We start from the raw sequence: 25,690 nt of genomic DNA on the forward strand, positions 1-25,690 counted from the left end.
TAGCCGATGAGCAGTTTGCTGTAGTACAGGTCAATGAACGTGTTTGCGTGGCCGTCCCAGTCCCACAGGCAACGGGGTCTGGCGTCCAGGCTCCCACTATCCAATTTCCTTCTGGAATTGAGCAGGATGGTCTGGCTTGCTGTCGCGTCGAAGCTGGCATTGCCCCTGTACAGTTACCTGACGGGCAAGTAACCAAGCGTGTCTGGGTACCGGTTCCTGTCCCGCATGAGATCACATCCCAACTTCCAATCTGCCAAGGGACTGTAGGTGGAGGTGAGCGGTATTCAACATACCAAGGATGTGGCGTGAGCCAGAACGGAAAGCCACCATCGGCACCGCCACCTGATGTTCCGTCATTTTCTGCTTGCGTATAAGTCCCGCCCGACTTTCTGAGCTTATTAATGTCAGGATTGGTTTCGCCGTAGGAAAATTCAAAGCCCTGGCTTTTAGGGTTTGCCGACTGGCTGGCGGCGGTGTCGGCAGAGTCCTTTAGCTGACCGCCGGAACTCTTCTGCCTTGAACTGGCATTATGCCCTTGGCGTGAGCCCTCCTGCTCAGCGCTGTGACGTATGGGATCCTGATAAGACGCTCCTTGAGCGGTCATGCTAAGCGTTGCGAACAACAAAAGCGCGAAAAGCCAAACCATTCGCCCTAATGGTTGCCCGCCACGTCGCGCATTATGTATGCGGACTGACATAGTTGTAACCTCGCTATTGCTTCAGTAATAACTTCAGCTTGATTCCAGCGCAAGCTGGAACATGGTCCGGCCTCTTTAGCAATCTATTGATATCACATAGTTATCAGAAGGCCGGATGACACTGAACTGGTTATTCGTTAAAAACGTTGGGAGGCTCAAAACCTTCCAGAGCCCATCATGCCTCACCACCATAAAAGTCCTGCATTACCGATAGACATGGATGACTTCTACCTCTAAGTCGTCTTCTGATTCCCGGGAAAACCACCTGGCGGCGGCTTCGGACAAGCCCCGGTTGACCCGCTTCGGCTAGTGCTAGGCGTGGGTTTAGGTCCAACATTGATCTCGCACGCAGTGTCGGAAAGCCCCTTCCCCCCCGCGCTGCAGTAGGGGTTACAGGTTCGCGACTGACTATAGGAGGTGCCGCACGTTTTGGGCGGGCTGGGACTCCATCTGGTGCAGCCGTTATTCCATCTCGGCGGTGGACAATATGAGCTGTCACTTCTTGGTGTCCAGTTCTCAACATTGGTATCCGAGGGCCAGAAGCGCCGCGAATCGGTGGGCTTGTCGTTGTGCGCCATGTCATCGATCTCGCAGTGATCGAAGTGCTCACGCTTCTTGGCACGGGTATTGAGGTTGCGGATCTCGCACGAAACGTAGCGAATCGAGGTGCCTTGCACTACCCATGGCTTGGAGGACCCGCCGGCCGATCCTGCTGCAGTCGTTAGATAGTTACAGCTAGGGTCCCTGTCCGTTGAGTCAGATTCGCGGTCATTGGGATCAGTGGGTGGAGAATAGGCCTGAGCGAAACTGCTGAACGCTGCGAAAAGCAAAAGCACGAACAGCCAGGGCGTTCGTGCTTTTAGAGATCCGCCGCGTCGCGCAATAGGAATGCGGACTGGCATGGTGGTTACCTCGCTATTGTTTCAGGAAGAAACCTCAGCTTGATTGGTACACAAGCTGAAGATGCGGCTTCGCCTCCTCAGCGATCTCGCTGATGAGTGCCACATTGATGTCGCCGCCCCCGCTCATGGCCGTCCCAGCGCGCAGCTTGGTGTCCACATAATCGGGGCCTAGCGTGTACATGTTGCCGTTCCACGGATCAACGATCAGCCAGCCAACAATCCCGCCCATGAGCAGGTTCCCGCCGACATACCAGCCGTTGGGCTTGGCATCCAGGGTGATCTCGTGGGTTCGGTAGCCTGGCTTGCTAAACGACACACGATACGTCTTGCCCCCGAAGTAGGTGCCATCTGACTTGCGCAGGCTGACCGTGGAAGGCGTGTTGCCGTCAAAGACTTCCTTGCCGCGCTCATCCGTGATGGAGAGACCTGCCTGGGAAGGCGTGCTGGTAAAGGTCAATGTCTGCTCGGGGTTACCCACGATAGAAGCACAGCCACTGATGGAAGCGACAAGCCCAGCAGCAACGAGAACGCGGGAAAGGGATTTCAGTTTCATGCGGCACCTAGTTAGATTATGGTCACATGGTCAGGATACCATATTATTAGAATCGGAATGATTTTACACCTTCACCTTTCGACCAATTGCAAGCTACCTCTAGCCGCCCCTGCATAAGATGCGCGCTACCCTTCCGGACTGGTCAACCTCGCTTTATGCCCTGATATACTTGACTTTTCTGCTCCATAATCTTTAATTTCCAATGCCTTAGCTTCATGAACGGAAGTGAACGGGGTGGCCTTGAACGGCAGCCTATCCGGCACGCTCAAAATCTGCCCTGCCAATTGCCCGCGAAGCTGTCGATTGCGAGCCTGTGGATCGTCCGTACTGGCCTCTGTCGGCATGCACGCCCCGGCATTGGCCTTGTCTTGACGGATGACAGCGCCAAAGTGCAGGCGCACGTCCCGCTCCAGGCTTTCCAGGGTAGGCGTCTGGCCGAGCAAGTCGGCTTCCTGGTCGAGGTTTCGGTAGATAGCGCCAGCCACGCACAGAAGCGCTGACAGCTCGTAGGCGTCATCATGGGTGACTTGGCCCGATATCGGCGCCAGCATCGCCTGGGGCATGAGGTGCTGATGACGAAGGGCGTTGAAGCGGCGAAGATCCGGGGGCGACAGGCCTGACAGGTCCCCGTCCGTCAGCGCCAGCTGCCGGGCGATGTTGGCAAAGAATTCCCGGTCGCCCTCGGGGAGATGCTCCAAGGACGCCATGGAAATATTGCCAAGCTCATCGGTCACCCCGAGGCGCCGATGCAAGTCGCGGCTCGGCAGTAACGGGCGGGGCGCCCCTTCGGAGGTATCAAAGCGGGACAGCAATTGGCTTCTCGCGATGGTCTTCTTGAACTGCTCGGCCTGGGCTTCCGGCACGATGACCTGGGTGGGCCGCCCTTCCCTGCCTGGGCGAACCGCCACCCGCATCTCCGCAATGCTCAACGTAACGATCTCACCCTCTTCATCATCCCAGGCACAGACGGCATAGGTGGGGCTCTGATCCAGCAGCGCTTTCAGGAGCGCGTCGTGGCGCGGCTGCGAGCCCAGCTTCTGGTCATGGCGGCTGGCCTCGACCTCCCAGGTGATACCTCCCCAGTCTCCCGGGACCGGCCGGTGTGTATCCAGCAGCGTGCCACCGGCATTGATGGTCAAGACGTCCAGCTCCCACGCCATGTCGTTGGAGGTGTCGTCCATGGCGGCCAGGTTCATCAGCGCAGGAATAATGACGGGGTAGGTGTGATGGCCAAGCGTGCGCGCCCTGGGAAGGGCTTCATAACTCCGCATGGCGATATCCGCCCAGTAGGAAGGCGTCGCACTGGGGGTAAGTTTGATCGGTGATGTCTGCGCAGGCATGCGGGCGACTCCCATAGGCAGTAAAGGTGCATACCACTGCTATAGGGGTCAGGCGCTGACGTTTGGTGAAATTAACTTTTCGCCCGCTGCCGTGCCCTGACCCCTAGATAAGGAGCAACGACCAAAATCTATTAGGGGAGCCGTCATGGCGAAGGCGATCACAATCAACGATGTGCCGGTACCGGACTCGGTAATTGAATTCACCGGTGAAGCCCTGTCCTTCATCGCCTCCAGTTGTGATGGAGCCAGGGAACGCGATGATCAGGGGTTCAGCAAGGCCCACGCTGGATTCGGCAAGATGCTCTCCATGATGTCCGCCTCGCTTATCACCCATGACCAAAACAGCTTCATCGCCGCAACCGACCTTCTGATGCACTACCCTCGCCAGGTCGCGGTTTACGCCGGCAGCCTTGATGAGCACCCCGACTGGCAATGGCTCAAGGCGCATCTTGACCCCGGCAATAGCTATGTCGGTTTGCCTGAGGCCCGGGTGATTTTGACGGACAATCCCGATTCTCCGATTGGCAAGACCGTCAGCCTGTTTATGCGCAACAAGCGTGCCGTGGAATCGCTCGATCAACTGGCTATGATCGGTAGTGCCATCGGTGCCTATGAGCATGACGATGGCCACCACTTTATCTTTCGCACAGCAGAGCAATTCCCACTGCTTGCCAGCTTGCTGGCCTCGGGCCTGGCCAACGCAGCCACCGAAGACATGGCCGTCGTGGAAGACATTGATCGCCGCCTGGCCAATGCCGTTGACCGGGGTGATCTCCCCGTAGCGGCCCACGTTGACGGTGCTCCTCGCGATCCTATCGTGCTCATCCCCGACCGTAAGGCACTCTCTCAGGGGAAGATCACCTTTTCACTCCACTCCATGTACGAGCCCACTACGGTCAGTGTCTGCCGGCGCGCCAAGGGACGCTGGAATGCCCCCACCAAGAGCTGGACGTTCTCACCCCAGGATGGCGCCTCGCTCGACAGCCTGGCCAAGCAGCTTGAAGATCAGCTCGGCGGCCGGGTGAGTTACCTGGTGGCCTCCGACTGGCAGGCGTATCTCGACGGCAGCCTGGCGTTCGATGGTTGGCACAACCCCACCTACTCAGAAGACGACGGCGATGAACGGCTGATCGCACCCTTCACCGGCCTTTTTGAGGTGGCAGCAGCCCAGGCAAGCCGCCTGGAGGCAATGCGAGAAGATGATCCCGAAGCGAACCCAGCGCCGGTTGACGGGCCGAGCGGTCACCTGATCACCGGCAGTGATGATCGGGTGATCGCCCGCATTCACCTTCCCTATGAATTCCGGGACATGAAGAACGATCTCAAGCGCTTAGGCGCCAATTTCGACTGGGATGTGAAGGAATGGATTCTGCCGATCAATGAGCAGAACCTCGAGGCGCTCAAGAAAGTGCCCATCGCTTGGGTGATGCCTCTCGAGCGCTTCTTCGCCGAGCGTGAGCCACCTCCGTTCGGTTACCTGGATATTCAGCCCAACAATCTCATACGCATGGTCACGCCCTATCATCCCGACCTCGTGAACTTTCTTCGCGAGGAAATTCCCCGAGTCGACAAGGAGTTCGACGGTGGCACCAAGACCTGGATTTTTCGCGCCAGCACGCCAGAGCTTGTCGAGAAGGTGAAGACCCTGATGCAGGACTTTCGCCTGAAGCTGCGTTATGAAGGCGAGAAGCCCATGGACAACGACCAGGCCGCGGCGGTGCTTACCACCCTCGCCGAGGGGCTTGGCCAGCGCCTGGATCAATCCTATGTGGCCGACTCCACCTATGAGGTGCCGGGCTTCAAGCTGGAGCCTTTCCCCTTTCAAAAGGCAGGGATGGCGTATATCAACCAATACGGCAACTCCCTGGTGGCCGACGACTGTGGCCTGGGCAAGACACCCCAGGGCATCGGAGCGCTCGTTGACCGAGACGCCTTCCCTGCCCTGGTGGTCTGCCCTTCGATTGCGCGGCTGAGTTGGGAAGGCGAGTTTCAGAAGTTCACCGATCGGGTGCCGGCCGATCAGGTGGTGGTCCTTGGTATCGGCACGCCCAAACAGAAGATGCGCGCCCTCGAGCAGGCGAAGACCGCCAAGGTAGTGATCATCAACTACGACATCATCAGCAAGCACGCCGACTTTCTGTCGAGCATTCCGTTCAAGGGCGGAATACTTGATGAGTCGCACTATGTAAAAAATCCCAAGGCCCTGCGCACTCAAGCGGCGGAACAGATCATGGAGAACCCGACGCTTGATTTGAAGCTGCTGCTCTCGGCAACCCCTTACATGAACCGGCCAAGCGAACTGATTCCCCAGCTTGATATTCTCGAAAAGCTCGAAGCGGTGGGCGGCGCCCGTTACCTAAAATCCCTGGACACTGCCGGCAAGCCCCAGCTCGCCGAACTTAACCGACGCCTCCGTGCTACTTGCATGATTCGGCGTGAGAAGCGCGAAGTGTGGGACGAGATGCCGGCCGTCATGGTGTCCAATGTTCCCTGCGAGCCAAGCAAGGATTACCTGGCCGCTGAGGCGGCGCTGGCCCATGGGGTCATCGATAACGCCCTCAATAGCCTTGATCGCGCAAGCCTTGAGGACATCGCCCGTCAACTTGCAGAGGGTGATGAAGAGTGGGTTTCCCGGATCATTTCCCGCAGTCGCGGGGATGGTTTTGGCGAGGAAGCCTCCGTGGACTTCACCGCCATTTCCACCCTGCGCCATCAGCTGGGTCAAGCCAAGGTCGTGCCGGTACTCGAATGGCTAAAGAACTTTCGCGACTCAACGCCTGCCGATGAAAAGCTTGTCATTTTCGCTTACCACAAGGATGTTCAGAAAGAACTCTTTGAAGGCGCCAAGAAGCTCAAACTCGATCCGGCATGGATTGGCAGTCAGGAAGCCTCTGTGCGTAAGCAGGAAGAGAAACGTTTTCAGGAGGGGGGTGCCCGCGTGTGTATCGCCTCGATGAAAGCTGCTCGCGAGAACATCACCTTGACCGCGGCCTCACACAGTCTTTTCGCCGAACTCGACTACTCCGGCGGCGTGATGATCCAGTGCCGGGACCGCTTGATTCGAATCAGTCAGCAGGCAGAAACGGTCAACGTGAACTTCGCCATGATGCGCGAGACCCTCGATGTCAACATGGTCTCCAATATCCAGGAAAAGATGGCCAAGATCACCAACGGGTTGGGGGATGCCAACGCCCAGGACGGTCTCTCTGCCGAAGGCTCCAAGGGCGTGCTGGCCGCCCTGGTGTCGAACTATCGCGGTTACCTTAAGGCCATGGGGCTTGGTGTGCCTCAAAATGCCGTGACTCCTGCATCGACGGCTGTGCCCTCCACATCAAAAAGTAAGCCATTGCACCAGGACACGACGCTGCCCTCTCCTGAGCCCGTCCGCCCGGTCGAGTCTGCCCCACCTGAAAAGCCTGTTCCCCCCATAGATCGCAATGCCCGTTATCGCAGCGCCGAAGATGACATGGATGAGGCGGAGGACATGGACGTGCCCGTGGCCCTTCAACCCTCAACACCGAAACACGAAGAGTCGCAGCAGCCCCCTGTAGCGAAGCCGGCCATTAATGTGCCTCGCGGGACGCCATTGACGTTTGATTTCTAAGTATTCCTAACCGCTACCAAGTGGCGATCGTGCCAGGATTTTTTTGCCCATCGTTACCCTGATCGAGACATTCAATCATCGCGAGATAAGGAAATGGCCGAGAACACCTTTTACATCGATGCCCGGCAATTGCACTGCCCAAGACCCGGGTATGTCGGCAACCTGATTGAGATGGCCAGCGAACGTGCCGGCGACCTGCAATCGGTTGCCGATCATTGCGGTCTGACACGCCAGTACCTTCATGCGCTGGTCACTGGTTGCCGGTCACCCTCCTATGCCTGCCAGGTGTGTATCGAACAGTATCTTGAAGGACTGCAGGGGGGCGATGTACTGGTGATAGTGGATGCTCCGCAGCGTTTCCGCCGTTCGGCGATGGACGCCAGATCACTGGTGGCGGCTGCTATCAGAGCGTCAGGCGGGGTTTGTTGTCTGGCGGGGCGCACCGGCGCCTCTCGCCAATACCTGCATACCTTACTAAGCGGAAATCGCCGACTGAGGTATCCTTTTCAGGTAATGCTCGAGGCAATCATCGAGGAAAGGCGTCGCTTGGTGCTTCGTGAAGCGTCCGGCAGAGAAATGACGCCGTGAAGGAATGTCGCAACACCAACGCAGAAGCCCTGCAGGGTGTTTTTCTTCAAAGTGGCTGCCCTTCAACCCACCGTAGATGCACTATAGAGCCAGTCATCCTAGACACCCAACAGCAGGCAATCTGATGATAGCGACACTCCCCGAGCACGATCACTACTGGCTAGAAATCCGCACCCCAGACCACGAGCTTTACGAAGGCCGCAGCCCGACAGGTGATGTGGTTGCGAGCTTTACGTTCAGGCAAGGCGACGCTGATGAAGTAGAGAGCCACGAGATTGTCAGCCAAGGTTTGGAGAAGACGCAGCTGGAGGCGCTACACTGGTTGAGCCGACAGGCCGCGGCAGATTACCCGAATGAGCTGGAGCAACCTGTGCCTGTCTCCCGGCGCGCTTTTGTGTGGGAGGCAATGTTGGAGGCCGGGCTCCCCTCCTACAGGAGGGATGACGCTCCGCCTGCATTGGCGGATCAGCTTGTCGAATATGCGGATCAGCTGTCATTTTCGCAGTGCACTACAATGCTTGAGACACTGATGCGCCTTCAGCGTTATTTGAAACCCAAAAAGACGTACCGACTGGTGATCTTCCCGATCACCAAGCCATCAATTTGAGCTTGGGTGGCACTGGACTCACCAACGAGCGATCGAAACCACGTCTGGCGGCGCTGCCGTTTGGGCGTGGTAGTTCCATGGCCTTGGCGCAATACCGGCCAGACGTCCCTTCCGCACCAGCCGGATGCATATCTATTAAGCCCGCATGGCGTTAGTCGTCAGTCGCTTCATGAAGGCATCCAGACAGGCGCCCAGTTGCCCGCGGTAAGACAGGGGCGCCCAGGGCGCAATCTCTCCGCAGTGATGCATCCAGATCTGCGCCAGCAAGGCGAGACGCTGATCGACGGCTTCTCGCATGTCATCCGACCGATGCGGATGAGAGCGCAGCGCCAGAAGGTGCTCCGCTGCCAGCGCAATTGCCGCCTCCGGCAAGGTCTTCTGTCCCAAGCCGTCGAGGGGTTTGACGCTACGCTCGAAGCGATGCGCGACGCCCATCAACAACAACATATCAGCGCCTTCGGCACCCGCTGCATGGCTTGGCGAGTTTTCGAGGATGCCGGGGACCACCATTTCTCGCATGCGCTCCACATTGAACCGGTACTGGTCGCTGGCGCGTAACGACGCCCAGGCCCTACCCTCGTTTCCGGGTCCCGCCTGGCGCATCAGGCGATTGACGTATTGAAGGATACCCTCGGCGTTTCCCTCACGCGGCTTGCTCATGGACATGAAGGCGCTTGGAATGGCGCTCAGGCCTTCCGTTTCGTCGTCAGCGAGGGATGAGGGGCATTCGCAAAAGGCACTGTCTTCCATAGCCTCCTCCCGCTCGAAAAGCCGCAGGACGGTATGCATATCCAGTCGATCCAGAGCGTGGCCTTCCATGCTCTCACGGCTCAATAGAATTTCATTGGCCTCGGGCATGCCGGGGATGTCGCGCACCGCCAGGGTCACGCCAGCCATATTAAGTACCGCGATATATCCCTCGCTACCCCACCCATAGACGACCAGCGGGGCCACCTGAAGGTGGCGAACCAGGCGGGCATGCTCCGCAACAGTGGCGGGCTCGAGCATCCGGTGAAGCATGGATGTCTGTCCCTGAAATCCATGACGCTCATGGCGGGGCACCCAGTTCCAGCCGTCTTCGGTATGGGTCAGGTGATTGCGGGTTTCCTTGCAGCGTGCCGGAGACAAATCGGGGTTTCCCTCGGAGATCGTCAGGCTCCAGGGGCTGGGGAGGTGCTCATGGAGCAGCTGCAGCACGCCTTGGAGAATGGCGTGGTTTTCCCTCGGCAGGGCTGGGGGCATCAGGTGAAGGCCCCGCTGCACCAGCTCCGCCCAACGGGGATATTCTCCCAGGCGCAGACGTCGCGGCTGACCCGGGGTGTCACTTGCCAGGGTCGCGGTACTGGCTTTTGATTTCCAGCTGCCGATGCTGCCAAACGCATTTGGCGGGGTGCTGCTCAATGCTGTGGTGTTCATCCCACTCTCCCTATTCTTGAGTCCCGTATTTCGCGGATACCCATTAAATAGGGGTCAAAAAATCAGCCTGGGCGAAATCAAATTTCTGGATCTTCACATAAGGTGCGCGCCACGCTGTCAGCCTGGGTGCGGCCAGAGCGAGGGCCTGCGAGCCTGTGGCCGTTAAGGGGCGCGCTATAACCGCGAATTCCTTTAGGCAGAGTGCCGTAGCATTCGGTGCCACCGGGGCTGTTCGCCATCATTCGGGCAATGGCCACCTCGCTGACCCGTTCTGCAAGCGGTAAGTCCTCGGCCACATAGAAGCCCACCTCCTCGCCTGGCCGGTCGTTATCGTCCAGCAGGAAAAGCCGGTGACGGAGCGGGCGGTGTATGACACCCGGCTCCGGTTTTGCCCAGCGAGTGCGGAAAAGGGAATAACGCTCTGCAGGGTCGATCATCTCGACATAGAGGGCGCGCTGAGCCATGACGTGAATGCGGATATCGTGTAATCGCTCCTGGTGGCCGTACCGGTCCCGCCCCAGAAGCGGCTGAAGATCAGCAAAGGCATCGCCCAGGGTTTCCCACAGGGCTACCTCACCCTTACTGTCCAAGAGCTCATAGCAGATTTCAGCGTACTCACGACGGGCGGTGTGCATGTCATCCCCGGGAATTGCCCGGCGAAACAGGGTGTCGTTGTCCATCACTGCCGCCTGCCAGTGACTTGCCGCGTCATGCACCACGGCCAGCGCCACCCAGCCACGCTCGCCATTGAAGCGCATGCGCGGTTCAAGCAGAACGTCGGCACAGCCATAGCTCAGTAAATCCAGGAAGAACGGCAGCGACAATCCTCGGGATCCGGCTTCGTCCGCCGCGTAACGGGCGCCGCTGCACCGCCGCCACAGGTAATGCAGGCCCTGCATAAAGCGCACGTACATTTCCGCGGCGTCGGACGCCGATGCATACAGCTGATCGGCGCTCGCCAGTCGATCAGGGTCGCCGGCGTAGTCATGCGCCACCAGCATGTGAATCAGGTTGTTGCGCCAGAGATAATCCCCCAAGGCGTCGACCTCTGCGGCGGTTTCCGGCTGGTACTTCAGCACCAGGTGCTGCATATCCAGTGACTTGTTGCCCGGGAACAGGCGCCACATTTCAAACGGTGCGTCATTCCCGCCTTGCATGCCCCGGTTCTTTTGGCGCTTTTCCTTCTGACGCTTGGCATGTGCCACGGCTTTGTGCGCATCCTCACGCAGCATGCTCGGGCCAAGGTCGAGATACATCTTCTTGATGCGCTCCCGTGAAAGATTCAGTTCTGGCTGCCGTCCCATGTGTCTTCTCCTTGAAGGTATCCCTTTCGCAATTTATCCGGTGTGTTGCGTCCAGTATCGCAAATTCGAGCCCGGCATCTCGATTTCACCCAACTTCGTGACTTGACCCCTATTAGAGAGGTATGCCCATTTATTCCTGGAGTACCCGTGACTCAATCAACGCCCTACCTCGACAAGAAGGCCATTGCGCTCGCGGATCTGCAGGAATACTGCACCTCTCGGGTGTTCATCAAGCGTGACAAGATCCTGATATTTGATGACGATAACAACGCAGTCGATTCCCATACGGGAGACTTCATCTTCAGAGAGCTTGTCGACCCGCTCGGGGCCTCACTCGGGTTCGAGCGCATTCTGGATGAGAAGGTACAGAGAAGCCCGTCCCACAAACAGGCTGATAAGTTTCTGACGCCCGGATCGAGCACTTCCGGCTTTACCCCGATCGGTTTTGATATTAAGGACATGCCCCGGCTTTCGCATGCCATCATCGTGTGCGCCGGGCTTGCCGATGGGTTTCGGCTGCACGAAGCCACTGGTCTGCCGGTCGCCTGTTGTGTGGGTGAGCCATCAATTGGCAAGGTCGCCAGGGCGGTGCATACCGCGACCAACTTTATTGGCAGTCCCGTCGAGGTCATCGTTGCCGCTGACAATGACAAGGCCGGTCGCGCTGCCGCCATGCGCTCGGGCTACCCCTGGACGGTGCCTTCCGAGGAAAAGGACTGGTCCGATGTCTACCAGGCCAAGGGAGCGCACGCTGTTCGCACCGACTTCATGAGTCAACACCGGCCGGTTTTTGATGATGAGCTGGAAAAGGCCCTGGATATCCTGGGTGTGCGGCATGGCGTCCATCAGAGCAACCGGGCGCCGATCAATACCCTCACGTTTACCGATGACCCCGCGAGTTTTGGCGGCAAGCGCATCAGTCTGTCCATTCAGTCGGGTGCCGATATTCCAGGGTTTGAGCAATACCTGCGCCTGGCGCGGGCGATGGGCTGTCATGCTGACTTGAAACAAGGAAATGGCATCGAGGCCTGTGACGTGCATGCTCAAACGCTGGTGATGAGCCTGCTGCATGGCGGACTTGAGGAGGCGCTTAGCGACAGCAGCCTTGAGGCAGCCCGGCAGGCCAAGGAGCATCTGCTGGCGCTTGCCAACGCAGGGGCCCTTGACGACGCCGAGGCCTTTGTCGGCCCGCCGATGGTGGTGCAGCGCGACCCCATGGCCGACGATGCCGAAATCAGCTTACTTGTGCATAGCGAATTCGATAAGACCTTGATCGCAGCGTTCAAGGAGGCTCGCGGGCGCTGGGACAAAGACAGCAAGGCGTGGCGCTTTACCGCAAAGACTCAGGGCGGACTTCAGCACATGGTGGCCCGCCTGGCAGCGTTAGGTGAGGCTCGGATGGCTTTTTTGCCCGACCCGGAGCAAGCCTCACTGGTTCCGATCTGCGTGGCAACGCCGGCACGTGTGCACGAGTTGATTGCCCTATTTGAGAGGGCTGCGTTGCGCCTTCCGGAACGCGCATCGACACCCGCTGCACCAAACCCGACACCCCCTGCTCCCGATAAAGCTAAGGCGGAGAATTCGGTTGCAGAGGCCTGCATTCTGGAACGTGATGGGTGGCCGGAAGTATCAATCAAGCTCCCGTATAACCTGCGGGATCACAAGGAAGCACTCAAAAAACTGGATGCAAGCTTTGATGGTGAGCAAAAGGTGTGGCGCCTACCCCTTTCTCACGAGGTGCTGACTAGCATGAAGGATATGCCCATCAAATGGGCCGGGGGCACGCTCTCAGAGGCGAGACGGGCATTGGATGCCAAGGGATTTGGTTATTTCGATTCCTGTGGCGCTGACCGCGTTCGGGTCGTTGTACCGTTTAATTCCCGCCTGGTGGAGCGGATTAAAGAGGATTTACCGCCCATGGCGCGCAAATTCGATCGAGACAGCAAGGCTTGGGAAATTCACCTCGCGACACCGGCGGTGATCAATAGCCTCAAGCGTATCGGGGAAGATTTCGACATTCGAATTCGCCAGAATGACGGGGCTATCCTCTCGGCCGGTAAAGGCTGGGATAGCGTGGGCGCTCATGACAAAGTGACAGCAGCGCAAGCTCCTGCCCACGCTGGTCAACGCCAATCTGCAATTGCTCCTGGCGCCATGTGACGCTATGCAGCGACATCTAACCCTGCGAGCTGATTTCCTCTGCCGGTATCTGCTGGTAAGCCATGCAAAGTTCTTTCTTAGGCGATCGGCAATCAGTGCAGCAAGCTTTTGCCGACAAGGACAGGCAGAAAAAGGCCATGCCGCCCAATTGATCGTTGAGACTGCCAATCCCTGTACGGATAGCGAGATTGATGGCCCCGGGCGTCAGCAAGGAAATGGGGCCATTGCTTTCGGGCCTTACCTGCCAGCCCTTTGCATGGGCGAAACGAATAGGCAGCTCGATGCTTTCCCTGTCGGTGTTGCGCCTTATGCTGCACACGGCGACGTTGAGTTCCTTGGCTTCTGGTGTGATGGCATAGACGTTGGTTTTCATCAGTGTTTCCTGCTTAAAATAGGCCGCGCTTACAGGTGGTATACTTAAAACAATACCCGTCATCAATTCGGGCGAAACTATGTTGACATTCTACGGCCCGGATTCGTGAGAAAAAACCGTTATTTTCAACGACAGGGGCTTTGCAATCATTTTTTACATTTCGCCCCGTACAATCAGGAGCGCGCATGGCTTCCCGCGACATTCCCAGTTTTAACGAAATAGTGGCTGCGTCAAGTTCTTTCAGTCCCATCAAGGGCTACTATCCAGGCTCAGGCCCGGACGGGGCGGGTGAAACCGATGCGCCGGACGGACCTTTCATCAACCTGCCTTTCATGGTGTTTGATCCCTACCGCCTACCGGCCTATCTGCTGCGGGCCGCGGTCGAGAACGAACAGCCTGTCCAAGGACCGGCCGCAAATGATCCTGAGGCGCTCGAGCGTGCCCTAATGGAGGAGCTTGGCATCGATCCTGATTCCCTGGCCAGTGCCGACGCCGACGTCTCCCAAGACTCCCCCACCAGTGTTGCGCCCTCGGCGGCAACGGAGGCTGCCACCGCGCCGGGTACGCCGAGTAATGACACCCCCCCGAAGCGTTCCAACAACACGCCCAGCTGACCAGCAATCGTCTCCTGCGGCACCTGATTGTCCAAGCGCTTCCCTAGACCTGGTTCCGCCGGGTCTTTTTATATCAGTCGTTGAAGTCTCATATATTTTGGTGATCTATATGCGATGCGGTAGGATTGGGGTATATATTGATTGGAGACAACCTCATGACCATCCGGCTTTCTACCCTGGCTCCTTGCGCTCTGGCTGCTACACTTCTGGCCGGATGCGGCACCGATTTTGAAGAGCAGTACACCGAGACCGACCGTCCCGTGGTTCTTTCATGCCTGTATCAGCACGTCACCACTGACTATGCCCCGGATGGCTTGCGCCTGCGTTCGACGGCTAACAGCGATACCACCTGGTACCGGGATCATTTCCTGCGAACCGTAGGGCTTGATTTCCTGCCCTATGGCATCACCCTGCCCGAATACAGTGAATCTGCACCGGCGCATATTCAGGATCGTCCTATCGCGGGCAATGTGCTGCCTTACGATACCTTCGGCCTAGCCTATTACTATATGGATGATGAGGATGGGCCACTGAAGCCCATGTCGATTTTCTTCAATCGATTCGAGACGGCGCTGAATCAAAACGTCTCTCGGCGTAGCAACGTCCAGTACCCGTTCTGGTTCTGGGTAACGGCGCCCGCCGAAGCCAAGTACATCGTGGTGAAAGCCTTTGATAACCCCTTGCACTGGAATCACAACACCAAAGGGACCGAATGGATCAGCGATCTGGATGAGCTGTGGTACGCCCGTCAGGCTGACAGCTTGATTCGGGCCGACTGGGCATCCCGCATCGATGACGATGCGCGCACGCTAACAGCAAATGGAAAAACGCCAACGGCCAACGTCTTGCTGTCGGATGCCTCAGATTGCCGTTTGGAAAGTGGCATTCAGTCCTTGGGCAGAGGATCCATGCTTTCCCCTTCAACGGAAGACGATCTGCTGCGCCGCGACGAGCGCCGCCGCATGCACCAGATGCGCTACGCCAGCGTGGAGGGCAAAGACCCTGAGTACACCACCTCCCCCAATACACGAGCCCCCAAGGGGGCGCCGGGGTTGATCCGCCATACACAGCCCGCCGGCAAACGGTATGGCTTTCCCCTGGTGGCGTTTTCCGAGACTGACCTTAAGCAGCGGATCGCGGATGGCGACCTGGATGCTTCCTGGGACGAAGACGACTGGCGTGCGCCCTTACGCTAGATGACCCTGTTCCCAATATCCGAACAATTTAGAGATCATTATCATGGCAAAACTTAATATGAAGCCCGTCCAGGACTACTTCGAGCAAAAGTACGCAGTTAAGCTCTCCCCGACACAAGCAAGCCGCTACCGCTTGGTCCTTGCCGACATGGAGGAAGGGTATCGCTACCTGTGCGATCGGCTGGGCGAGAGCTCTACGAACGCGGATAAGGTCTGGTTCGAAGCGGTGACTCCTGGGTCTCCGGGAGCTAAAGAAATGTTCAAGGGTGAGACGCCGAGCAAAGCGCAGTTGAACAGCCTTGTGTCAGCTGCCCACAAGGAGTTCCAGCAGATGGCACGAAGCTACGTCGAGAAGGGGTATTATGCCAAGGGTTACCAAGGCGTGGTTCAGTGGTTAGACCGCTGGGTCGGCCCCGGCAAAGGCATCGTTCGTATGCGCGGTGCGCTCAATCATCTGGCCAGGGAAGCGCTGCTCAAAGCCGGGGTGACGGAAGGCGCGCCAGAGCGTGAAACCAAGACCGAGACAGGCACTGCACTGCTCTTGACGTATTCCAGAGACCTTTTCGATGTGCTTCAGCGTCGCCTCTCCGGTGCACAGCGACTCGTATTCGCTCGGCGGGTTTCCTCAGGTTCCAAGGCCTACCAAGCGATCGGTTTGAAAAAGGGATTGGATCCTGAGCAGGAAGCCGAGCGTGACCTGATCGATTTTGAGGTATGGCGCAATATGCTGAAGTCCGTTGAGGCGCTTGATATAAAGCTTCAAAAAGCTGACAAGGACAAGCAAGACGCGGTACTGCAGGAGGGGCTGCAAAAATTCCTGGACGACTGGATGTCTGATGGGGGCTATCAGTTCCTGCGCAGAGCTCTGATTCAGTATCGTCATGAACGCCGAAACGTCAGGTCACAGTTGTCTGTACCCGCCTACTTGAAGGATTTCGTGATGCAAATCAAGAGTGAGCACGGGTTGGGCAGCCAGGGTGATGCGTTGGCTTTTATTCTTGAGGATTATGCCGATCTCATGGGCTATGACATACCCGAGCCCGAGTGATCTATCCCAACCATTAAAAAACCCCTCCTACCTGCATGGGTTGGAGGGGTTTTTTAATTGCAATATGGCAATAACGAGTTGCCAGGCGCACCTATTAAGCCTCGGTCGTGAGATGACGCTCAGACTTTAAACGGTCCTCCACAACATCATCCATTTCGGGGTTCGGTTTAATGCGGCCTTCCTGCACCATCTGTTTGGTGCGCGCCTTGAGCATGTCATGGCGGGGTTCGTGATCCTTTTCCGGCAAAGCGATGAACTGCCGCACCAGATCCCTGTCTTCGCTTTTGATCTTGGCTGTCGGCGCCCATCCTTTCCAGTCCCGAGAAGGTAACGCAAGCTTGGGTGGGTTCGGATCGTGCAGTGAGCTATAGACGCCCAGCGGCCCCATGCTTTCAATGATCGAGGGGTTGAACACCCGCATGAGCGGAACGCTATTCCCTGTCGCTGTCATGGCATCGAAAACGACGGCCTTCAATGGCCCATACTGCATTTCCAGTATCTGGGTGTATTCATTGATACGCCAGGGCTCAACCTTGAGACGATCGATGCAATACCGGTCGCCGGTGTACATGCGAAGTAGATCGTTGGTGGACTTGGACGTGCGCCCCACACCCAGGTACATGGCGTTGATGTCATCCGGGGATTTCCAGATCAGCGAGCGTGCGCTTGTCCGCTGCAACCCCTTGCGAGGTAGCGTGATATTGAAGCGCAGGTCATATCCCGTGGCGGGCTCAGGCTTGGCGTACAGGTATTCCATTTCCTGTTCGACATGATAGCGCGCGCTGTTCCCGAAAAAGAGATACAGGCCCTCCGGCATCTTCTTGCCTCTCGCCTCCGCGTAATCACGTACAGAGCGCGGCATGGTCGACACGGGACCCAATTGCCAGGTATGGGTGTCCGGATCGTAGTCCCGCTCTCGATCTTCCTCGCTCTGCGGGAATTCAGCATACGCAAGCGTATGAGTGCGATATTCAGTTTTTGTCTTATCCGATTCCATGGTCTTGTCTCTCTGTTCCCGCGTCTGGTTTGACGCCTGTATTCGATTGGCAATCGTCATGTCCATATCCGATGCCTGTTTCGGGAAAGAAGTTGTGCCGCTAGGTAAACTGCCCATTACCCTCTGTTCCTGCTACCCCTGTCGGGAGGCCTACTGCCGTGCCCGCCTGACGTTACGAGTTCTTGATAAGTCTGGCACACTTTACGTCTTCTTCAAATTTAATTGTTGTGTAGTGTAGATACCATACCTAACTTCCCCTTTCGCAGTCTACCTTTCGCAACATAAAATTACTTGGGATGCGTATCGCTGCCTAATTGCGACCACAATATGTAACCTTGCGGCGGTGGAGGACATTATTTTCCTGGGTAATAATCCTTATTATCCAGAAAATGAAGTGGCCGACAAAGGTCGAAATTAAGCTATTCTGGTATCATGCCATATAGTGTATAGATATTCATTTACCCCCTCAGGGTTGGAGGCATTTCATGACAACCGATGCACAGAAACCGCATGCCATTGAGCCATTTTCGGACCAGCAGGCATCCAACGATGTGCCGGTCACGGACCTGACTCACGATAAGGACCTCTATGTGGTCTACCCCATTCATATCGAACAGTTCATGGAGCGCTTCCAGCTTCGCGCACTTGAAATGTCGAACCTTCTCGGGTTTCCGTCCGTGCAGGAGTGGTACAAAGTTCACAAGAACCCCCATGAGCGCATTCGCAACACTAACGTATGCAACCTATTGAGGGCTTACACAGAGCACCCCGAATGGCTGAAATCGACCCAGTTCAGCTTTGCCAAGGTCACAGAGCGTATCCAGAAGGTGCTCGCCAGCCATGGATATGAAAAACAGCATGAGGTGGACTATTTCATCTGCCAGGTCTTTGACAAGAGTCAATCGGTGCTTGGTAACTGGGTCACCGGCACCACTGCCCCCGATCAGGCCTCACAGCGGGTGAGTGAGCTGATCATGGAGCTGAATGACGATGACCTGTTCGAATTCATCTCGGATGCCCGCCTGGCCACCATTCCGCAAGTCCTTGGCCGAGACGTCACGGTCTATCATACGAAAAGTGGGGAACGCCGTTACAGCGCTCAGGGGACCGATGATCTCTACACGCTCGCTGAAATTGCCCGAGCAAGTCCGCTGCCCGGTGCGCGCCGTTCCGCCAAGGATTATCCGCCGGCACTTTCCGAGCCGCGTACTACTGTCATCGAGGGGTCTGCCACTCAAGAGACCCATGAAACAGAAGTGGCCAAGAAACACACCAAGGGTCTTCCCTGGATTCAATCGGCTGCATCCAAAACATGAGCGAGAAAAAACAGACAAACAAAACCGATCTGCGCCAGTTGCGGGGGGATGCCCTGGCGCGCCATGTGGTTCGGCTCAATGGGCATCAGCGGCCCCTTCGCTTTATAATCTTTGAGCCTTATTGGATGGGCATGATCTTTCTGCCTATTCCTTTCCTGGCCATGATCCCGTTTCTGAAAAGTGTCTTGATGATTGGGCTTTTAGGCCTTTGCTTTGAGGCCTCTCTCTGGGTCATCTATGCAATTCGCAACAAGAGGCTCGACACCTATCCCGGCCTGGTGCCTTGGTGGAATCGCTTTGTACGTCGCTCGTTCATGTCACAAGGGCGCCCCGGCAGCCGTCACTCTCGGATGTGAGGCTCAGGCTGGGCGGTGGCAACCCCCAGCCTGATCGTTCAGTCCGATGTTTTGGTTTTGCTTGCCGTGTTAACCATCTCGCCTCTTCGTTTGAATACCTTCCCTAATTCTCCCTCATCGCTCCAGCACATGGTGTCGCATTCCCTGCAGAGGAAGAACGGTTTTTTCTTCTTGGTTATCTGCCGGCTCATGTTGCTTTCGCACTCTGGGCACGGTGGTCCGTCCGCTTTAGGTTCGACTTTCTCTCCGCGTACAACGAAAGCTGGCCCAAGCTTGCCGGCTAAATCGGTATAGAACGACTCGCAACCCGTGCAACGCCAGAAATGCTTCTGGGTCTTGGTCGACTTGAACCGCAGGATGGGCGCCTGGCATTCTGGACAGGGCGGTGCATCCTTCATCCGCTCCTGACGCCGAGCTTGTTTGGCCGCCATGTCCTGCTCTTTAAGCGGCCCTTTGACACAAAAGCCTGGCAAGCCGGAGTCATGTTCAAAGAGAGAGTTGCAGGCCTTACACAGCATCAAGAACTTCTTGGTGAGCTTGGATTTGACCTTGGTGAGCTCCGACTCGCAATGCCGACAGGGTGGCCCTGGTGTCTTCTTCGGTGGCTCAAGCCCCAGTTCGCGAGCCCGTCTTCCCCAGTCTTCTTTAAGGCTCAGTTGTTCACGGATGAAGCCATCGACGCTCTCGAGAAAGCTCTCAAGGGTCGTCTCGCCGTCTTCAATCTGCCGGGTCCGGCTTTCAAAGAGCCCTGCCATGTCGGGAGTGGTCATCGCCTGGGGCATCAGATGATAGTGAGCCTGGCCGGCCATCGTGGACTTGATCAGTTTTTTCTCGCGCACAATCAGGCCGTGCTTGACCAATTTCTCCAAAATATTCGCTCGCGTGGCCTCGGTACCAATACCATCCCCTTCCTTGAGCATCGCCCTTATCTTCGGGTCTTCCACAAATCGGTGGATGCTGGTCATGGCATCCAGCAGGCTGCCATCCGTAAAGTGTTTCGGAGGATTGGTCTGTTTGCACTGAGACACGACTTCTTCAAGCGTCAGCGCATCGCCTTTTTGCATCGGCGGCAGTTCACCTGTCGCCTCGCTCTCTTCTTCGCTTTCAGCGTCTTCGTCGGCGGCCTTCGTGTCCAGCGTGACCCGCCAGCCTTGGGCAAGCCACTGCTTGCCGGTGGCCTTAAACAGTTGCTGGGTCTCCAGCGTCTTTGCCAACAACCGAGTGGCGTTGAATTCCGCAGGCGGGAAGAACTGGGCCGCGTAGCGCCGGCAGATCATCTCGTAAATGCGTTTTTCCTGCGCATTGAGCGCCAGGATGGCCTGCTGGGAATTCTTGGCGGTCGGTATGATGCCGTGGTGGGCCTTAACCTTGGCGTCGTTAAATGCCTGGGACTTGATTGAGGGATCAGCGTTATCGCAATAAACGGCCTGGCTGCCAAGGTTGTTGCGAATGGCCGCGAGTACGACGGGGCCTTCCTCGTGATGCCCTTCGGGTAAGTAACCGGTGTCACTACGCGGGTAAGTTATCAGCTCATGCTTATCGTATAGCGCCTGTGCAATTTCCAGCACCTGGGCCATGGTCATGCCGAACTTGCGGGAGGCTTCTTTTTGCAGGTCGGACATGGAAAAGGGCTTGGGCGCATTCTGCTGTTGCCGCTTGACTTCATGCTCCACGATTTCAGCCGCTTCAGGAGCAATCTCGGTGAGTCCTTGGGCAATGTCCGGATCGATCAGGCGCCCACTATCGTCAAGGCCCGACTGCCCTTCGACAGGATTCCATTTGGCGGTAAAGGCCCCTTTTTCATGACCAAAGCGTCCATTGATGGCGTAGTAGTCATGGGGCTTAAAGTTCTCAATCTCGAGATCGCGGCGCACCACCATGCCCAGCACGGCGCTTTGAACGCGACCCGCACTCAACACCTGGTCGAGCCCAAACTCCCTGCCCATGACGGTGTAGAAGCGCGTGAGGTTCATGCCCAGCAGCCAGTCGCCGCGGGAGCGGCTCAATGCACGCCTGTAGAGGCCCTGGAACTTGTCGCTGTTGTTATCCTCGAGATTGTCGAGAGCCTTGAGGATGGGCTTGGGATTGAGATCATTGATCAGAACCCGTAGAGTGACGCCTTTCCAATTCAGGTGGTGGAGGACCTCATCCACCAGTAACTGACCTTCGGCATCCGGATCGGCTGCTGACACCACAACATCGGAATTTTTCATCCCGTTGCGGATCATCGTCAGGTAGCGGCCCTTGTTCTCGATCAGCTTGAGCTTCCATTGCTCAGGATGGATGGGAAGATCCTCGATTCGCCAGCGCTTGTAGCGTTCATCGTATCCCTGGGGGCTTAGCTGCTCGAGGATATGACCTTCGCAGGAAACGATGCGATAGTCGCCACCTTCATAAGCGCCGCGCACCTTGGGATCTGGGCTTGCACCGATAGCGCGAGCGATGGCTTTTGCCATCTTGGGTTTCTCGGCAATGATCAGCTTCAATGTGGCCCCTCCTATCGGCTAACCAGTGACTGTTTACCGGTACCCATACCGCAACGGCTCACCATGGCTCGCAGGTGGCCGATGAACTTGTCCTTGTACACTTTTCGGATTCTTTCGGACCCAGGGCCGGTTCCGCCGCCTTTGTGGTAGTAACCCACCGCTTCAAGCGGATCTTTCACCCGAGCCAACTGTCGCTTATAGACCCAAGCAGCTATCAAGGCATTGGCCCTAACGCCATGAAGATCCGCATTGGCGATAGGGAGGCCAATACGGCGTAATTCCGGAAGCCACACCTCTGCATTGACCTGGTAGTAGCCACGATCCGTGGTTCCGTTATTATTTCTGTTTGTTACCAATGGGTTAAGCCCACGCCCGCTCTCGGTTCGCTTAATTGCCACCATGATGGCCGGGGCAATATTAAAGGTTCTGGCAGCCTCCGAGGTGGCGGCGATGTATAGCTGACGAGCGTTTTCGTCGCCCGTCATGTCAGCGGTGAGGCACTGGAAATCGTGGATACTTGCCATGGCTGATACCGGCATCGCGGCAACACCCAGCGCGACCAGACACACTTTCAAGCTTCTCATTGGGCGACGGCCTCGGTTTCAACACTCAGTGATTCCTGGCTGGCCAGGCGCTGCTGTTCGGCCTTGATGGGATTGAGGATGGCCCAATCCTCCTCATGGAGAATGCCCGCTTCGGCGACCAGATCATGGACGGTGTTAAAGATGTCATGAACATTCTTCTCGAGATGGCCCACCAATTTGTTGCGGTCGAACAGACTGAAATCGAGAGATTCCTGGACCGGCCCGAAGGCCTTTTCGTTGCGCTCAAGCGTCTGATAGACGGCATAGTCAACAACGGTGGTCAGATCGCTTATCGCACGGCGTTTCGCCGATTCGGGGAAGAAGTCTGACCAGCGAGAGAACATTTCTGAAATCGAGGAGGTATGCATCGTGGCAAAGACCTTATGCCCCGATCGAGCGGCTGCAATGCACGTCGCGGCCGTCTCGGCATCGCGTATTTCCCCGACAAGAATATGCGTCGGATGCATCCGCAAAGACGCCCGCAAGCCATCCTCGAAGGTTCGACAGCCTTCACCGATTTCGATGGGGGAAACCACGGCGCGTTCGGTGGCCACGTCATTGAACAGATATTCCACTGGATCCTCGATGGTAACCAGATGGCTGTCGCCATCGGGGTTACTTACGATGGCTCTAAGAAGGCCGGATAAAAGGGAAGTCTTGCCCGAACCCGTGGCGCCCAGCACCATCACAAGGCCTGGCTTGTCGTTCATCGTGGCATCCAGAAGACCCTCGGGCAAACGTAGCTTGCTCAATTCCCAGGGTTCTTTTTCAAGACGTCGCATGACGATGCGAATACGACTTTGCCGGTGACCCGCGGTACGCACGATCAAGACACGATAGCGCGTCTTCGTCGTCCAGGTGGTGTAGGACCTGTCGCGAGGATGGGGATCACTCATGATGGTGTCGTAAAGTCCCGAGGCTTCATCCCCCAGGATATAGACAATCTGGCGCAATTCGGTTTCGTCCAGCAGCCGGGGCAATACCGTCCTATTCCGGTTTTGAACGTTGGCTCGAATGGGTTCGTTGGTTGCGAAGTAGTAATCGCTGACCGTCTCCAGGCTATCAAGCACCCTATCGAAGGCCTCACGGCTAAGTATCCGTAACGAGGCCGGCAGCACGGCTTCGGGCGTTGCTGTATCCATGGGAGACCTCTAGGGACGGCGTAGGTTGTTGTCCAGGAATGCAGAGGGCACTTGCGAGAGGTTGTCTTTGCGCGCTGTTACATCGCTGAGGCCTGACTTTATGCCGCTAAGCTTTTCACTGGCTTCGGCAATCAGCGCATTCCAGCGACTGCTGTCATCGATGAAGTAAGCCTCTTCGCTGATCACGATCCGGCGAACGCCCAGCGACATTTCATCCCGGCCCCTGCCGCCCCCATCGATATTCTGAGTAGCGTCAACGATCCGAGGGGGCTCCACCATTTCGGCGAGCCAGAGCATGTGGAAAAGATGCATGCCCAGGTAATCGCGCTCCAGCTCGTTGATCGCGATTTCAAAGCCCTGCTGCGCCTGGTGGTGACCACGCTCCCAGCCGTCATGGACAGCCTGTTCCCAGGTCGTCTTGTACTTGTTGATGGCCTGCTGCAGTTCAGGCAGAGGGTACTCAGTGCCCGTCTGATTGAGGTTTAGATAATTACGCCAACTCGGCGCCCGCGGATTGGCAAATCGTGCCTCCTTTAACGCCTTATAGACGCGTGCGCGGACGGTTTTGCTGCGCCCGCCGTCATAAGAAATCACCTGATCGGTCTGGGCAATCACCGGCGGGACGACGCCATCGGGCAAGAGTAATGCCTGGAAATCGAAGATGCTCTCGAGGTATTGGCTGTAGCCCTCGATTTCTTGGTAGAGGCGCTCTGCCTGGTGGTTATAACCGGCGGTGGCACCGAGCCGCCTACCGGCGTCACGCACCACCTTACGCTCCAGATTTTCCGTACCCGAGGCGATGCTGTCTCGCTCAGCGCTGTAGTTTCGAAGCTCGGACGGCAATTCATCGATATGCATGTCATGGGTGAGGAAAGCGGAATCCTCTGGCACGATCGGGATAGAACCGTCCGGCTGGGCATACTGAGGCTTGGAAGGGGCAGCGCAGCCGGCCACCATGATCGCCGCCGCCAGAATTCCCAGTGCGTGGCGCGCACGAATCATGCACGATCCCCCTTGACCGGATAAGCGTCGGGATAACCGGCGCTGCGCAGCTTGCCAAGATCGCCGATGGCTTGCTCGCGGCTATCGTAAGGGCCTACTCGCAAGGCTTTCCCGGAGTTGTTACCCAGCGAATAGTCGCTGATGGCATAGCCGTTGCTAGAAACCTCCTCAAGCACTCGATCAATGGAGCTTTGTTTGTTGAGGTAGGCAACCTGGACGTACCACATATCCGCCTGCATACGGCTGTCAAAGTTCGCCTTGGAGGAGTCTGTGTTGCTCGATACCACCTTTTGACTGGCGGCAGCGTTGGTTATCGCGCTCTGGGCAGGCTGCGAGGTTTGGATGATTGGTCGGGGCGCACTGCGGGGTGCGGCCGTTGCTTTAGCCGGTCTTGCTGCATTACGTTCAACCACGCTCATATAGCGCACCTCGGATGGCACGCCCTTATCTTTGAGGACGGAGGTGATGTCCAGAACTTGGGCATGGTCTCGGCTCGGTACCTGCACCTCGATGTCGCGTGTTCTCTCCAAGAGCAGCGAATAATAATCATGAGCCCCAAGCCAGTCTTGCATGGCCTTGGCGCGATCACTGGTCTGGTAACCGCCAATGCCTGCATACCAGTAGCCGGTGCCCGCCTCGGGGACCGGATTAAGGGTAGATTGCGTGGCTTGAACGGAAGGAGCTGCTTGGGTCGCTGGCAAGGGAGCTGCCTGCACCGATGGCGCAATGGGCGAAGGAATCACCTGCTGGGAGACTTGGCGGTTGGCATCCTCTGCCATTCGGCTTGTGTCAGGCATATTGCGCCGCTGGCTAACCGGGGGCTCTTTCGCCAGCGACTCTTGAGCTTCACGAATCTGCGATGCCATGCTGCCATCGGCGTCGTAATCAACCACTAGGCGCTGGCTACGATGATCCAAAACCAGATGCCAAGGGGTCTGGGCGTTCATCTCGCGGAAGTGCTGTACCAAGGGCTTGTCACCGTTCAGGCGAATCCATGGTTGCCAGCTGGGACCGGAAGGCGTCTTGTTATATTCCACCACGCGATAGCCAATATCATGGCTAACCCGTTCCAAAACCTGCGCCATGGGACCGTTGTAATCAAGCCGCACGCGGGTAAGCAGAAATTCGGGGATATTTGAATCGGGCAGATCAAGCTTTACCTGATCCACACTTTGGCCGTGAGCGCGTGCCATGATATCCGCCATGATCATGCTGCTCTGGCTGGCACGCTCTGCCGCTTGCAAAAGACTCTGCGGAATCGGCGTTGTGCTTTGCGCTTGCACCTGCTGAAAGCCGCATCCAGACAGCGCAAATGCGAAAGGAATTAACAGCGCAGATGCTGAAATCGTCTTCATGGCCCGTTTGTCTCTCTGGATGTTGTGCATAGGTCAGTCCTGAATTAATC

General features: G+C 57.0%; 20 protein-coding genes. 9 read left to right on the plus strand and 11 right to left on the minus strand.

Translation table 11 applies throughout. From position 1 onward, the window contains the following. Positions 1-1,633: 1,633 nt before the first annotated feature. Positions 1,634-2,152, minus strand: a complete 519-nt coding sequence (locus DU506_RS01290; RefSeq protein WP_181870659.1) for a hypothetical protein — start codon at positions 2,150-2,152, stop codon at positions 1,634-1,636. A 125-nt stretch (positions 2,153-2,277) separates the two neighbouring features. Beyond that, the gene (locus tag DU506_RS01295) at positions 2,278-3,492 is read right to left on the minus strand and encodes a hypothetical protein (protein ID WP_114485148.1); all 1,215 of its coding nucleotides are present in this window, start codon (positions 3,490-3,492) and stop codon (positions 2,278-2,280) included. A gap of 145 nt (positions 3,493-3,637) precedes the next feature. Here DU506_RS01295 and DU506_RS01300 point away from each other — a divergent pair, with 145 nt between their 5' ends. From DU506_RS01300 to DU506_RS01310, 3 genes are all read left to right on the plus strand, one after another. Beyond that, positions 3,638-7,096 (plus strand): DEAD/DEAH box helicase, encoded by a 3,459-nt coding sequence (locus DU506_RS01300; RefSeq protein WP_114485149.1) that lies wholly within the window; start codon positions 3,638-3,640, stop codon positions 7,094-7,096. 93 nt (positions 7,097-7,189) lie between these two features. Continuing rightward, positions 7,190-7,684, plus strand: a complete 495-nt coding sequence (locus tag DU506_RS01305) for a hypothetical protein (RefSeq protein WP_114485150.1) — start codon at positions 7,190-7,192, stop codon at positions 7,682-7,684. Between the two features lie 124 nt (positions 7,685-7,808). Continuing rightward, a complete protein-coding gene (locus DU506_RS01310; protein ID WP_114485151.1) occupies positions 7,809-8,291 on the plus strand; it encodes a hypothetical protein in 483 nt (160 codons plus the stop codon). Between the two features lie 135 nt (positions 8,292-8,426). Here DU506_RS01310 and DU506_RS01315 read toward each other — a convergent pair whose 3' ends face one another. Together DU506_RS01315 and DU506_RS01320 are read right to left on the minus strand one after the other, a co-directional pair. Further along, a complete protein-coding gene (locus DU506_RS01315) occupies positions 8,427-9,707 on the minus strand; it encodes a hypothetical protein (protein ID WP_114485152.1) in 1,281 nt (426 codons plus the stop codon). 77 nt (positions 9,708-9,784) lie between these two features. Beyond that, a complete protein-coding gene (locus tag DU506_RS01320; protein WP_114485153.1) occupies positions 9,785-11,011 on the minus strand; it encodes a hypothetical protein in 1,227 nt (408 codons plus the stop codon). A gap of 147 nt (positions 11,012-11,158) precedes the next feature. Here DU506_RS01320 and DU506_RS01325 point away from each other — a divergent pair, with 147 nt between their 5' ends. After that, positions 11,159-13,171, plus strand: a complete 2,013-nt coding sequence (locus DU506_RS01325; RefSeq protein ID WP_114485154.1) for a primase/helicase family protein — start codon at positions 11,159-11,161, stop codon at positions 13,169-13,171. Positions 13,172-13,187: 16 nt separating this feature from the next. On the opposite strand, the gene DU506_RS01330 is transcribed toward DU506_RS01325, so the two are convergent. Then, on the minus strand, positions 13,188-13,544 hold the full coding sequence (locus tag DU506_RS01330; RefSeq protein WP_114485155.1) for a hypothetical protein: 357 nt from the start codon (positions 13,542-13,544) through the stop codon (positions 13,188-13,190). Between the two features lie 185 nt (positions 13,545-13,729). Here DU506_RS01330 and DU506_RS01335 point away from each other — a divergent pair, with 185 nt between their 5' ends. The 3 genes from DU506_RS01335 (at position 13,730) to DU506_RS01345 (ending at position 16,402) form a co-directional block, all read left to right on the plus strand. Next, complete coding sequence (locus DU506_RS01335; protein ID WP_114485156.1) at positions 13,730-14,158, plus strand: hypothetical protein; 429 nt, start codon at positions 13,730-13,732, stop codon at positions 14,156-14,158. 155 nt (positions 14,159-14,313) lie between these two features. Further along, entirely contained in the window at positions 14,314-15,354 is a 1,041-nt protein-coding gene (locus tag DU506_RS01340) for a hypothetical protein (protein WP_114485157.1), read from the plus strand. A gap of 43 nt (positions 15,355-15,397) precedes the next feature. Next, positions 15,398-16,402 carry a hypothetical protein gene (locus DU506_RS01345; RefSeq protein WP_147273720.1) on the plus strand — a complete coding sequence of 335 codons (1,005 nt, stop codon included), beginning with the start codon at positions 15,398-15,400 and terminating at the stop codon, positions 16,400-16,402. A gap of 94 nt (positions 16,403-16,496) precedes the next feature. On the opposite strand, the gene DU506_RS01350 is transcribed toward DU506_RS01345, so the two are convergent. Further along, positions 16,497-17,459 (minus strand): hypothetical protein, encoded by a 963-nt coding sequence (locus DU506_RS01350; protein ID WP_147273721.1) that lies wholly within the window; start codon positions 17,457-17,459, stop codon positions 16,497-16,499. 425 nt (positions 17,460-17,884) lie between these two features. Between DU506_RS01350 and DU506_RS01355 the strand changes: the two genes are divergently transcribed. Continuing rightward, positions 17,885-18,715, plus strand: a complete 831-nt coding sequence (locus tag DU506_RS01355; protein ID WP_114485160.1) for a hypothetical protein — start codon at positions 17,885-17,887, stop codon at positions 18,713-18,715. After that, positions 18,712-19,071, plus strand: a complete 360-nt coding sequence (locus tag DU506_RS01360; protein ID WP_114485161.1) for a hypothetical protein — start codon at positions 18,712-18,714, stop codon at positions 19,069-19,071. Before DU506_RS01355 ends, DU506_RS01360 begins: the two co-directional genes overlap by 4 nt. 38 nt (positions 19,072-19,109) lie before the next feature. On the opposite strand, the gene DU506_RS01365 is transcribed toward DU506_RS01360, so the two are convergent. The 5 genes from DU506_RS01365 to DU506_RS01385 are packed head-to-tail and all read right to left on the minus strand — an operon-like array spanning position 19,110 to position 25,640. After that, positions 19,110-21,557 (minus strand): DNA topoisomerase 3, encoded by a 2,448-nt coding sequence (locus tag DU506_RS01365; RefSeq protein WP_114485162.1) that lies wholly within the window; start codon positions 21,555-21,557, stop codon positions 19,110-19,112. Positions 21,558-21,568: 11 nt separating this feature from the next. After that, positions 21,569-22,141: a transglycosylase SLT domain-containing protein gene (locus tag DU506_RS01370; RefSeq protein ID WP_114485163.1), complete on the minus strand. Its 573-nt coding sequence runs from the start codon at positions 22,139-22,141 to the stop codon at positions 21,569-21,571. Further along, positions 22,138-23,283 carry an ATPase, T2SS/T4P/T4SS family gene (locus tag DU506_RS01375; protein WP_114485164.1) on the minus strand — a complete coding sequence of 382 codons (1,146 nt, stop codon included), beginning with the start codon at positions 23,281-23,283 and terminating at the stop codon, positions 22,138-22,140. The genes DU506_RS01370 and DU506_RS01375 overlap by 4 nt, the downstream gene beginning before the upstream one ends. Positions 23,284-23,292: 9 nt before the next feature. Continuing rightward, positions 23,293-24,285: a type IV secretory system conjugative DNA transfer family protein gene (locus tag DU506_RS01380; protein WP_114485165.1), complete on the minus strand. Its 993-nt coding sequence runs from the start codon at positions 24,283-24,285 to the stop codon at positions 23,293-23,295. Next, positions 24,282-25,640: a DotD/TraH family lipoprotein gene (locus DU506_RS01385; RefSeq protein WP_181870660.1), complete on the minus strand. Its 1,359-nt coding sequence runs from the start codon at positions 25,638-25,640 to the stop codon at positions 24,282-24,284. The genes DU506_RS01380 and DU506_RS01385 overlap by 4 nt, the downstream gene beginning before the upstream one ends. Positions 25,641-25,690 lie beyond the last annotated feature (50 nt).

This window comes from Vreelandella rituensis (assembly GCF_003336665.1).
GTDB lineage: Bacteria > Pseudomonadota > Gammaproteobacteria > Pseudomonadales > Halomonadaceae > Vreelandella > Vreelandella rituensis.